Origin of the sequence: uncultured Rummeliibacillus sp. (assembly GCF_934216135.1) — a bacterium.
In the GTDB taxonomy this organism is placed as follows: domain Bacteria; phylum Bacillota; class Bacilli; order Bacillales_A; family Planococcaceae; genus Rummeliibacillus.
In genome coordinates this window covers 1-12,999 of sequence record NZ_CAKQBI010000050.1, presented here as the reverse complement: position 1 = coordinate 12,999, position 12,999 = coordinate 1, and the positions used below count along the sequence as shown (strand labels likewise).

General features: G+C 36.2%; 10 protein-coding genes. 3 read left to right on the top strand and 7 right to left on the bottom strand.

Features of this window, described 5'->3' with window-relative positions:
• Positions 1–210: 210 nt before the first annotated feature.
• The 3 genes from Q0977_RS17150 to Q0977_RS17140 all read right to left on the bottom strand — a co-directional run bounded on the left by Q0977_RS17150 (position 211) and on the right by Q0977_RS17140 (position 4,143).
• Positions 211–1,389, bottom strand: coding sequence for a sugar ABC transporter permease (locus Q0977_RS17150; protein WP_124218702.1), 1,179 nt, complete (start codon positions 1,387–1,389; stop codon positions 211–213).
• 15 nt (positions 1,390–1,404) lie between these two features.
• A complete protein-coding gene (locus Q0977_RS17145; protein WP_124218703.1) occupies positions 1,405–2,925 on the bottom strand; it encodes a sugar ABC transporter ATP-binding protein in 1,521 nt (506 codons plus the stop codon).
• A gap of 90 nt (positions 2,926–3,015) precedes the next feature.
• Complete coding sequence (locus Q0977_RS17140) at positions 3,016–4,143, bottom strand: sugar ABC transporter substrate-binding protein (RefSeq protein ID WP_299516112.1); 1,128 nt, start codon at positions 4,141–4,143, stop codon at positions 3,016–3,018.
• Positions 4,144–4,455: 312 nt separating this feature from the next.
• Here Q0977_RS17140 and Q0977_RS17135 point away from each other — a divergent pair, with 312 nt between their 5' ends.
• From Q0977_RS17135 to Q0977_RS17125, 3 genes are read left to right on the top strand one after another with little or no spacing between them, the layout of a single operon-like run.
• The gene (locus tag Q0977_RS17135) at positions 4,456–5,619 is read left to right on the top strand and encodes an FAD-binding oxidoreductase (RefSeq protein ID WP_124218704.1); all 1,164 of its coding nucleotides are present in this window, start codon (positions 4,456–4,458) and stop codon (positions 5,617–5,619) included.
• Positions 5,620–5,636: 17 nt separating this feature from the next.
• A complete protein-coding gene (locus Q0977_RS17130) occupies positions 5,637–6,602 on the top strand; it encodes an ornithine cyclodeaminase family protein (RefSeq protein ID WP_299516109.1) in 966 nt (321 codons plus the stop codon).
• Between the two features lie 24 nt (positions 6,603–6,626).
• Positions 6,627–8,093, top strand: coding sequence for a sodium/proline symporter (locus Q0977_RS17125; protein ID WP_299516107.1), 1,467 nt, complete (start codon positions 6,627–6,629; stop codon positions 8,091–8,093).
• A gap of 672 nt (positions 8,094–8,765) precedes the next feature.
• On the opposite strand, the gene Q0977_RS17120 is transcribed toward Q0977_RS17125, so the two are convergent.
• The 4 genes from Q0977_RS17120 to Q0977_RS17105 form a co-directional block, all read right to left on the bottom strand.
• Positions 8,766–9,842: a tartrate dehydrogenase gene (locus tag Q0977_RS17120; RefSeq protein ID WP_299516105.1), complete on the bottom strand. Its 1,077-nt coding sequence runs from the start codon at positions 9,840–9,842 to the stop codon at positions 8,766–8,768.
• A 19-nt stretch (positions 9,843–9,861) separates the two neighbouring features.
• The gene (locus Q0977_RS17115; RefSeq protein ID WP_299516103.1) at positions 9,862–10,845 is read right to left on the bottom strand and encodes a hydroxyacid dehydrogenase; all 984 of its coding nucleotides are present in this window, start codon (positions 10,843–10,845) and stop codon (positions 9,862–9,864) included.
• Between the two features lie 18 nt (positions 10,846–10,863).
• Complete coding sequence (locus tag Q0977_RS17110) at positions 10,864–12,057, bottom strand: thiolase family protein (protein WP_299516101.1); 1,194 nt, start codon at positions 12,055–12,057, stop codon at positions 10,864–10,866.
• 66 nt (positions 12,058–12,123) lie between these two features.
• On the bottom strand, positions 12,124–12,999 hold an 876-nt coding region (locus Q0977_RS17105), incomplete at its 5' end, for an acyl-CoA dehydrogenase family protein (protein ID WP_299516099.1).

Below are 12,999 nucleotides of genomic sequence, written 5' to 3'. Positions count from 1 at the left end.
TGAGTTTCGGGTGTTGAAAGGCTTAACAATTTCCAATTTCAATAATTTTTATGATTGACATTTCACCCCTGGGCTTTCATTTTATTCTATTAAATTATTTTACAGAAAATTCTATATATAACTATAAAATATTTTTCAAAATAAAACAAATGTATTTAGTAGGAAATAAAACAGTAATAATTTTGCCACTTAACATTAGGTCTATTCTTATTAAGCTCGTTGTTCTTTACGAGTCATAACGTCAAATATTACCGCTACTGCTAATACAGTACCACGAATAATATATTGATAGGATATGCCAATTCCTAGTAAGTTCATACCACTGGATAAAGAAGCCATCACAATTGCACCAATAATCGCTCCCGTTACTTTTCCTACCCCACCGGCAGCTGAGACCCCACCTACATAAGCAGCAGCTATTGCATCAAGTTCAAACAAAGTTCCAGCAGTTGTTGTTGCAGACTGTAAGCGTGAAGTAAAGAGAATTCCAGATAAAGCGGCAAGCATCGCCATCGATCCAAAGACGATAAACGTTATTTTCTTTACACTGATTCCACTTAAATGAGCGGCTTCTGGATTACTACCTACTGCATAAATATGGCGTCCAAGAACCGTTTTGGTTGTTAAAAAATGATAAATCACCACAACTGCTACAACAATAATAACAGTCCAAGAAAACCCATTATAACCTGCTAAAATCCATGTTATATACGCAATGATCGCGGAGATGAAGATTAGTTTTATACTGAAGATACTACCTGACATCACTTCAAAACCATAATTCATTTTATTTCGGCGAATTGTAATTTCGTTGTATATGAATAAAAGTATTCCAACTAAACCTATTAATAATGTTAATAAATGGAGTCCGTTCAACTCCATTATTGATGGGATAAACCCATTCCCTATTGCATTGAATTGCTCATCTTTTATAATAATCGTTCCGGTTTTTTCAGTCACTTGTAGGAGAGCGCCACGGAAAATCAGCATACCAGCAAGCGTTACAACAAAAGATGGAACACCAATTTTTGCGATTAATAAGCCGTATACTAATCCAATCAGTATACCTAATATTAATATAATCGGAATAACAAGCCATACTGAAAGTTCATATTGAGTTAATAGAATGGCAGTTATAGCTCCTAAAAAGCCTGCTAAAAATCCGACCGATAAATCGATATGCCGAATAACAATCACAAGTGTCATCCCTACTGCCAACACAGCAATATACCCTGCAGAATCTAGTAAATTACTAATATTTCTTGATGAAATAAATAACCCATCAGTCAAAATAGTAAAGATTAAAATAATTACAAATAAGGCAATATACATACCGTATTCTCTAATATTTAGTTTTACTAAATTTTTTCCTTCTTTCAATAAATCCATTTTACGTTCCCCCCTTTATTTTGTAGCTAGTTCCATAATTTTTTCTTGTGTTGCGTCCTCGGCAGATAGTTCCCCTTTGATAGTGCCATTAGCCATAACATATATTCGATCGCTCATGCCAAGAATTTCTCCAAGTTCTGAAGAAATCATGATGATGCTCATGCCTTCCGATATCAGTTGGTTCATGATTGTGTAAATTTCAAATTTAGCACCGACATCAATCCCTCGTGTTGGTTCATCTAATATTAAAATCTTTGGCGACGTAAATAGCCATTTGCCTAATGAAACCTTTTGCTGGTTGCCTCCGCTCAAATTTCCAACTCTTTGTTCAAGTGAGCTTGCTTTAATATGCAACGATTCTTTGTATTGATTTGCAACTTTTACTTCTTCATTTAGGTTGACAACACCGTTAGATGTAATCCCTTTTAAATGTGCTACCGAAATATTACTTTTTATATCTTGCAATAAAAACAATCCATTGCCCTTACGATCTTCTGTTACATAAGAAATGCCTGCATTTATCGCATCGTTTGTATTTCTCAACATTCTTTTTGAACCATGTATTTTCAGATTGCCTTGCAGTTTATAATATTTTGGATTGCCAAATATACTTAGTGCTAGTTCTGTACGACCAGACCCCATCAATCCTGCAATTCCAATGATTTCTCCTTTTTTTACGTGGAGATGAACATTTTTGGAAACATTTCTTCCTAATTGTGGGTCAAAGGCTGTCCAATCTTCTAACTCAAGGACAGTTTCTCCTATTTTCTGGCCTTCTCGTTTCGGATATATATCTTCAATTTCGCGTCCTACCATATTTTTGATAATGACATTTTCTTCTATTTTCTCCTGACTAGCATCCAAAGTAGAAATGCACTGTCCATCTCGTAAAACAGTTATTTTATCCGCAATCTGCATTACTTCCTTCAATTTGTGCGAAATCATAATACAACTGATTCCTTGGCTTTTTAGCTCTTTTAAAAGCTCTAGTAGATTTTCACTATCATCTTCGTTTAATGCTGCTGTTGGTTCATCCAAAATTAAGAGTTTGACATCTTTACTTAATGTTTTTGCAATCTCTACAAGCTGTTGTTTGCCAACACCCAGTTCTTTGATCAATGATTCTGGTGTTACATCGAGTTTTACCTTTTTTAGCATTTTATTTGCTTCTGCAATCGTTTGATTCCAGTCTACAAAAGGACCATTTCGTATTTCATTTCCCACAAAAATATTCTCGTATACTGTCAAGTCCGGAAATAGAGCAAGTTCTTGGTAGATAATCCCGATTCCACATTTGACACTATCATTAATCTCATGAAAATGTTGAACTTTCCCTTCATAGACGATATCCCCTTCATATGTACCATGTGGGTAAACACCACTCAACACTTTCATTAAAGTAGATTTTCCCGCGCCATTTTCACCTACCAAACAATGAATTTCTCCTTTTTTCACTTTGAAGTTTACATTTGATAGGGCTTTAAATCCCGAAAATTCTTTTGTAATATGGTTCATCTCGAGTATATATTCACTCATTTTATCACCCCTAATTCACTTCATTTTCAGCTTTTAATGGGCAAAATAGTGATAGCAATTGCTATCACTATTTTCCACTTCGTTCATTTTCTACTCTAAACCGTTAAATTCACTAGCTTCATAGTAGGCTGAATCGATTAATTCCTTTTTCACATTGTCTTTATTGACAACAATTACGTCTGTTTGTTTAGCCTTTACTTCTACTGAACCATTGTCATAAGATCCCGTTGTTTCAGGTGTTTTACCATCTAATACTTCAACAGCAACCCCCATTGCATCTGTCACTAGCGTTCGAACATCTTTGAACACCGTCATGGATTGTTTACCGTCAATAATATATTGAATAGAAGCTTTTTCTGCATCTTGACCGGTTACAACAAAACTTTTTACTGCCTTATCTGTTGAAAAAACATCTGCAATAGAACGTGCAGTACCATCATTAGGTGCTAAAATCGCTACATCCCCTTTTAAATCTGCTTTAGCTGCAGTTAGGTGTGTTTGTGCTTTGTTTTTCGCTTCGTTTGGATCCCAGTTCGTTGTTACTTGCCCAATAATTTTACTTAATTGGTCACGCGAAAGTTCTGCGGTATCTTTTAGCTTTTCAGCTTCACTTGAGTTGGCAATTTTAAATGTGCCATCTGCGATTTTTGGTTGAAGTACTTTCCATGCACCTTCAAAGAAGAGGAATGCATTATTATCTGAAGCCGCCCCTGCGTAAAGGTAAAGCGGAACATTTGAACCATTGGCATTATCGATTAAATATTGAGCTTGTGCTGCACCAACTGCTAAACTATCAAATGTTACGTAGTAATCCACTGCATCGGTATTGGTAATCAACCTGTCATATGCAATAACAGTAACGCCCTCTTTTTTGGCTGCTTCTACTGCTGCACCTGCAGCAGCACCATCTTGAGGCGTAATGATTAATACTTTAATACCTTTATTTAAAAGTGACTCAACGTTTTCTTTTTCTTTTGCAGATGATCCCTGACTAAATAGAATTTCTGTTGAATATTTTGAATCCTTCAATGCATCCTTGAAACGCTGTTCATCTTGTACCCATCGTGGCTCATCTTTTGTTGGTAATACAATTCCTACGTCTATTTTGTTCTTGTTATTCTTACTCTCCCCATCCCCACTACTATTACATGCAGTTCCAACTATTGTTACTAATATCAAAATTAATATGAATGTTAGTCTTTTGAAGTTTTTAATCATTCCAACCATCTCCTCTTCTCATAAAAAGTCACTTCCTTTAATCACAGATTTATATGAAAACGTTTTCGCAATTATTCATCCTAAAATTAATTTTATAAATTTAGTACACAAATACCCTATACTTTCTCTTTTTACATTAAATCCCCATTTTACATGTACAATTCGCCTTATTCTAACCCATATTTCAAATGCAAATCGGACTAAAAAGTAGTAAATAATATATTCCTATCACATAGAAAATTTTTCGATTTGCACATTTTTTCTATCAAGCTTCAATAATATATATAAATAAATTTAAAATGGGGGGATTCTATGGAAAAAGCTGATATCGTCATTGTTGGAGGGGGTGTGATGGGTTCTAGTACTGCCTATTCACTTCGAAAAATTGGGTTCGATGGTAGAATTATTGTTTTCGAAAAAGATCCTATTTATGAATATTCTTCAACTTCCAGAAGTGCTGGAGGAATTCGACAATTGTATACAACTGCTATCAATATTCAAGTAAGTCGATATAGTCTGCAATTTTATAAGAAATTCCCTGAAACTATGAAAATTGATGGTGAACCGTTTGAAATTGATTTCAGACAAAATGGATATCTATTTTTAGGTACAGAACAAATGATTTCTTCTTTAAAAAAGCAACAAGCTCTCCAACATCAATTCAAAGTTCCTTCCCAATTACTCTCAACAGAAGAATTACTCAATGTTATTCCAGAACTAAATATCAATGATTTAGCAGGAGGTCTTTATTGTCCTGAAGATGGTTATTTAGATCCTTACTCCGTTATGCAAGGCTTCCGAAAAAACGCTCAAAGAATGGGTGTTGAATATATTTTTGAGGAAGTTGAAACGATATTGACGACTCAAAATCGGGTAACAGGAGTTCGCTTAATCAATGGACAAGAATATAATTCTCCAATTGTTATTAACTGTGCAGGAGCATGGGGTGTTTATTTAAGTGAAAAAATTGGTATCCCATTACCTATCCATCCATTAAAGCGGCAAATTTTTCAATTTGATACGGCAGTTCCATTAGAAAAGGATTTGCCTTTGACTGTCGACCCTTCAGGAGTGTACTTCCGACATGAGGGCAATAAAATATTAAGCGGCTTTTCAGAAAAAGTGAAGCCAGGTATAGATTTTACAGTAACACGATCTCTATTTTATGATGAATTGTGGCCAGTATTGGCACATCGTGTACAAAATTTTGAAATAGCAAAAATAACATCTGCTTGGGCTGGCCTATATAGTTTTAATACTGCTGATCACAATGCGATTATAGGGAATCACCCTACGATGCAAGGCTATTATATGGCGCTTGGTTTTAGTGGTCATGGAATGCAGCAAGCTCCTGCAGTTGGACAAGGGTTAGCTGAGTTAATCCATCTAGGAAAATATGAAAATTTAGATTTACATCCTTTACGCTTTGAACGTTTTGCAGAAAATGATCTTGTTTTAGAAGATGCCATCGTTTAATTAAGGGGGAAATATATTTGCTACTATTAAATGAACAAGACATTATGCAAGCAATCACTATGAATGACGCAATTCAAGCTATTGAGGAAGCCTATATTTTATATGACAGTAAACTTTTTCACATGCCTCTACGAACACAAATTCAAGACAACGATAATACGTTATTACTTATGCCTTGCATTGCGACAGATTCAACTGGGTTAAAAATAGTCAATGTCTATCCGAACAATCAGGATCTTCTAGCAACGCAAGGGACGATGATCTTACACAATCGACAAAATGGTGCTATTAAAGGAATCCTAAATGGAACATTGTTAACTGGGATTCGCACAGGTGCTATTGGCGGTACTGCTATTAAATATTTGGCAAATGAAGACTCACATTCGGTTGGCTTAATTGGTACAGGTTATCAAGGTTTATATCAACTATTGGCTGCTTGTGCTGTTCGTGATATCCGCCATATATATCTCTGGAATCGTACACAATATAAGATTCCTGCTTTTATCGAAACCCTAAAAAAACAGATAGCAAAAAATATTGAAATTCATATTGTTGATGAAACGATTAATTTAGTTGAACACTCTGATATCATTATTACTTCTACTACTTCTTCTGAACCCGTCCTTCCAAATATCGAAAAAATTTATAATGGGAAGCTCATCATCGGAATTGGTTCATACCAACCACAAATGAGAGAATTCCCAAACTCCATCTATAACCATCTAGACTTTCTTTATGTAGATACATTGGATGCAAAAAGTGAAAGTGGCGACGTAATAACCCCTTTAAAACATTCATGGATAACAGATAATCAAGTCATTCCATTTTCAAAAGTTATTACAAACAAAGTAAAACCCATTATTTCAAAACATCAACCTACTGTATTCAAGTCAACCGGTATGGCACTTTTTGATCTTGTTGTTGCAAATAGAATAGTAGAAACTGCTTTACGTCTTCATATTGGACAAAATATAGAGTTGTAAATTACTAAAAAAGGGGATGATTATTTGAACACGATTGTATTAGTGGAGTTTATCTTATACTGCATCTTTATGCTAGGAATTGGTTATTATTTTAGTCGTCGTAATATGGGGCATTCAGATTTTCTTCTAGGTGGGAAAAAATTACCCGGTTGGACACTAGCCTTCTCTGAAAGAGCAACTGGTGAATCTGCTTGGCTGCTTTTAGGCTATACAGGATTTGTCTATTCAACAGGATTATCCGGAGTCTGGGTTGCCGTTGGTATTACACTTGGAATTGTGTTTGCGTGGTTATTTTTAGCAAAGAGATTTATGGAAGATGCGGAAAAGTATCAGGTAATGACTCTACCAAGTTATTTAGCAAAACGTTTTCCAAAACACGGAAAACTCATTTTATGGTTAGCAACTATTCTTATCTTTAGTTTTATGATGTTTTATTTTGGAGCACAAATTGCAGGAGCCGGAAAAACGCTATTTACCGTTTTTGGTATTCACACTACTGTTGGTATGTTGATCAGTATTGTAATTGTTATTATCCTTGCTTACACTGGTGGATTTGTCAGTGTTGTATGGACAGATATGATTCAAAGTATAATGATGCTAGCAACATTAGTCATATTACCAATCGTCGCACTTTACAATATCTATACGGGTGATTTATCAATTAGTCATGCATTACAATCTTCTGGATCTAAAATTGACTCTTGGACAGGCGGAGTAACCGGTTTTGCACTCGGTTTATTACTATTTAATAACTTTGCTTGGTTCTTCGGATTCCTCGGCGGTCAACCGCAACTTAGCGCTCGTTTTATGGCACTTAAAGATAAGAAAGAAGCAAGAACTGGAAGTATTGTAGCAATTATTTGGACACTTTTAGCTTATAGCGGAGCATTTCTTATTGGGATTACGGCTATTACACTTTACCAAGATCATCAATTTGCAGATGTAGAAACCATTCTACCTTATATGGCACTCGATCTTCTTCCGCCGTGGATAGCCGGACTTTTACTTTCAGGTATTCTTGCAGCTATTATTTCTACTGCAGATTCTCAACTTCTTGTTATGACGAGTTCTGTCAGTGAAGATATCGTTAATAAAGCAATGGGTAAAAAAATATCTGAGAAGCAATTAGTTAGAATATCTAGGATCACTATTGTCATAGCAGGGCTAGTTGGTTTAATCATTGCTTTAACATCTAAATCTCTTGTGTACTTAGTTGTTAGCTGGGCTTGGGCAGGTGTAGGCTGTACGTTATCTCCAGCCATAATTCTCACGTTTTTATGGAAACGTTTCTCAGGCATCGGTGTCATCGCTACAATCATAGCCGGCTTTGTAAGTACACTTATTTGGATATCAACACCACTTGAAGATGTAATTAGTTCACGCTTTACAACATTTATCATAGCAGCTATTGTCGGAATTCTATTTAGTCTTCTATTTCCTGATAAAGAAAAAGAACAAAATAAATCTGAAAATGAAATTCAAACATGGTAGATTGTAGATTTATTCGCTAGTTTGAAGTGTTTTATTCGCTCTTTTCGCCGGTTTATTCGCTCTTTTCGCCGATTTATTCGCTCTTTTCTCTTGTTTATTCGCTAGTTTCATTCATTTATTCGCTCTTTATTAAATTTTATTCGCTCTCTTAGCAATTTAAGTCATTTGAAACGATTCATTCCTTTAAACATCGTTTGATTTGAACCATATATTGGTGGTTTTTAGTCAAACAATTCACGAAAGAAATCCTGAAATTTTATCATCAGTTCATAGGTTAGGTTATTCGCTCTCTCATTCATTTTATTCGCTAGTTTCGTCTGTTTATTCGCTCCCTCCATTCATTTATTCGCTCTTTATTAAATTTTATTCGCTCTCTTAGCAATTTAAGTCATTTGAAACGATTCATTCCTTTAAACATCGTTTGATTTGAACCATATATTGGTGGTTTTTAGTCAAACAATTCACGAAAGAAATCCTGAAATTTTATCATCAGTTCATAGGTTAGGTTATTCGCTCTCTCATTCATTTTATTCGCTAGTTTCGTCTGTTTATTCGCTCCCTCCATTCATTTATTCGCTCTTTATTAAATTTTATTCGCTCTCTTAGCAATTTAAGTCATTAAAAATGAATTTATGGTAACAAAAAAGCGGCTTCTAATAGCCGCTTTTTAGTTTACCCTAAGTGCATTTTCAATTTTTCACAGATTTTATCCCCTACCTGCTCTGTTGTGGCATTTCCTCCAAGGTCAGGTGTGACGATTTTTTCTTGGATAACTTCTTCCATAACATCTATAATGGCTTTTGCAGATTCTGGATGACCTAAGTGGTCCAACATCATACTCGTACACCAAATAGATGCAAGTGGGTTTGCAATTCCTTTTCCAGCGATATCAGGTGCAGATCCGTGTACGGGTTCAAACATGGAAGGATATTTCTTATCTGGATTAATATTTGCTGAAGGTGCAATGCCAAGACCTCCGACAATTGCTGCTCCTAAGTCCGTTAAAATATCGCCAAATAGATTGGATGCTACAACAATATCCATTGTTTCTGGTTTACTGACAAAAAAGGCTGCAAGTGCATCGATATGGACAATATTACTTGTTACATCAGGGTATTCTTGATTGATCTTCTTCACGTACTCATCCCAAAATGGCATTGTATGGTTGATACCATTTGACTTCGTTGCAGCTGTAACATGCTTTCTTTTCCCTTGTTTTTGTGCCAAATCAAAAGCATATCTTAGTACTCTTTCGACTCCTTTTCGTGTGAAAACACTATTTTGAATCGCCATATCAGCATCAGTACCTTCGTAGATTCGACCACCGATATTCGAATATTCCCCTTCGTTATTTTCGCGAATTACGATGAAATCAAGGTCTTTAGATGTTTTTCCTGCTAATGGTGATTGAATACCGTTTAATAGTTTGACAGGTCGTAAATTAATATATTGCTCAAATTGTCTTCTTATCGGTAACAAAAGTCCCCAAAGTGATACGTGATCTGGCACACCTGGGTATCCGACGGCACCAAGAAAAATAGAATCAAAATCTTTTAATTGATCCAAGCCATCTTCTGGCATCATTCGACCATGCTTGGCATAGTATTCACAGCTCCAGTCAAATTCCTTATATGAAAATGAAATACCTCCATGCAATTCACTAACCGTATCTAATACCTTTTTTCCTTCTCTTACAACATCTACGCCAATTCCATCTCCGGGAATTAAAGCTATTGAATATTGATCCATCATCATTCTCCTATTCTTTTTACAACTTTAGCACTTCTGGATTCGCAATATATTGCGGCTTTTCTCCAGCTAAAACTTTTAGTACATTTTGTGCTACAGTAGTGGCCATGATTTGATTGCTTTCTACTGTTGTTCCTCCAACATGTGGGGTTACAATCACATTTGGCAATTTTAAAAGTGGTAAATTTTCATCAGGTGGTTCTGGGTCAAATACATCAAGACCTGCTCCCCTAATTTTACCATTTTTTAATGCATAATATAAATGCTCTTGTTGAAGTATTGCTCCACGGGCTGTATTGATGAAATAGGCAGAAGGTTTCATAATAGAAAAAAGTCGTTCGTCAATTGATAGTCTTGTTTGATCCGTTAATGGTAAATGGATGGAGATAAAATCACTTTGTTGGAAGACTTCTTCTATATTTGTATGAATGGTAACACCAAGTTCTTTAGCGACATGATGCTTTTCTGGTTTGTATGTACGAACCCAAGCAGTAACATCCATATCAAAACCATTTATAAGTATTTTCGCCACTTCCTGAGCAATATTACCAAAGCCAATAAGGCCCACCTTTTTCCCTTTGAGTTCTATAGATGGGATGACCATTCTTGCATTGTAATTGCCTACCTTCATCTGATTATGAAAAGGTAAGACTGACTTTGCTAATGCAAGTATTAGCATTACGGTGTGCTCTGCAGTAGACGTTTTATTTACTGCAGGTGCATGAAGGACCGGGATACTCTTTTTAGTTGCATAGTTAACATCAATATTATCTAGTCCTACACCTGCACCTGAAATTACTTTTAAACGTGGATTAGCATCTATGATTTCCTTCGTAATTTTCGCAGGCGCACGGAGGACAATTCCCTCTACATCTTTGACAAGTTCACATAAATGTGGGATGTCATACTGATCCGTTCGAATTACTTTTGCATTTTTTTGCAGAATTTTTTCTCCCTCTGGATGGTACATGGAAAGGATTTGAAGAACTCTTGGATTGTACATAAACGGTTCCTCCAATCATCAAACTCTTAGATTCTCAACTATTGTTGCAATGCCTTGTCCACCACCGATACATGCAGTAATAAGTCCATATCTACCACCAATTCTTTCAAGTTCATGCATGATTTTAACTGTTAATATAGCGCCAGTTCCTCCTATTGGATGCCCTAAAGCGATTGCGCCACCATTAACATTAAGTTTTTTCTTATCAATATTTAACTCTCTTAGAACCGCAAGTGATTGTGCTGCGAAGGCTTCGTTTAGCTCCACTAAGTCAATATCATCTAATGTTAAACCTGCAAGTCTTAAAGCTTTTAATGTTGCAGGTACTGGACCAATCCCCATAATTTCAGGTGGCACCCCTACAGATGCTTGTGCAACAATTCGAAGTCTTGGGGTCAATCCTTGTTTTAGGGCTAAATCTTCTGACATCATTACTAGAGCTGCAGCCCCGTCATTGCGGCCACTAGAATTACCCGCAGTAACTGTTCCATCTTCTTTAAAAACAGGCTTCAAAGATGCTAATTTTTCAAGACTTGTTAAACGAGGATGTTCATCTGTATTGAATTGCATGATTTCTTTCTTATTTTTGATTTCAAATGGAACAATCTCTTCTTTAAATTTTCCGTTTTGAATGGCTGTAGCTGCTTTTTGTTGGCTCTCTAATGCAAATTCATCTTGTTCTTCTCTACTAATATTGTATTTGGATGCTAAATTTTCAGCTGTTAAACCCATCGTTAAATTGCCGTATTTTTCGATTGGCTGTGCACGTGGTTGACTTTCGGTATTTGGATCGACTAGCTCTGCATTACCTGCTCCATATCCATACCTTGCCTTTCTTAAATAATAGGGAGCTGTACTCATGCTTTCAGCACCACCAGCAATAATCGTGTCTGAAATACCACAACTAATTTGTTGTGCGGCATTATTAATAGCCTGCAAACCTGAACCGCATTGTCTATGAACTGTATAACCCGGTACTTCGATTGGAAGTTCTGCTCTTAATGCTGCGAGTCTTGCGAGATTTGGTACATCTGAGCTTTGTTTTGCGTGTCCCCAGACCACTTCTTCTATTAGATGAGGATTTACTTTACTCCTCTGAACCACCTCACGTATAACTTTTTCAGAAAGAAAGTCGGCTTCAACGTCTTTTAGTGTTCCTCCCATACGTCCTATTGCTGTGCGTACACCGTCAATAATTACTGCATTTCCCATCCTTGCACCCCCATTTTAAATGTAGACATCTATTACTAACTTTTTCAGCAATTACTACTTTGATCGCTATTTATATTCCCGTTTTAGTTCTCCAGCTATAATATTTTTTTGGATTTGAGAGGTACCTTCATATATTTTTGTAATTCTTGCGTCTCTGTAATATCTCTCAATTGGATATTCTTTCATATAGCCGATTCCCCCATGAATTTGGACAGCTAAATCGGCAATACGATTGTATACTTCTGATCCATATAACTTTGCCATTGCAGCTTCTTTTACGACTCTTTTTCCCTGATCCGTCATCCACGCTACCCTGTAGGTCATAGAACGAAGTAATTCGATTTCTAGCGCCATATCGGACAACATATGTTGAACAGCTTGTTGGTCAAAGATGGGCTTTCCAAACTGAACACGTTGCATCGCATAGTCCAAACTATATTGCAAAAGTTTTTCGCATGATCCAAGATTCCTTGCTGCAAGCCCAGCTCGACCATTCGCTAGGATCTTCAGTGCATTGACATACCCTTTTCCTTCTTCGCCAAGGACATTTTCTACTGGGACTTCCAAGTTTTCAAAAAATAATTCAGCAGAATGTGAACCCCGAAGCCCCATTTTCTTCTCTACATTTCCGACAATAAAACCTGGGAAATCTTTTTCGACAATAAATGAAGTAATGCCCTTCGCACCTTTACTTGGATCTGTTACCGCCATAACGGTAAAAATATTCCCACAAACTGCATTTGTAATATAGTGTTTTGATCCATTGATAATATATTTGTCGCCTTTTCTTTCGGCCTTTGTTTTGATATTAGCTGCGTTGGAACCTGCACTCGGTTCTGTTAACGCAAAAGCGCCAATCCATTCCCCACTGGCCATCTTTGGAAGATACTTTTCCTTTTGTTCCTTTGTACCAAGTTCAACAATCCCTACTGTACCTATCCC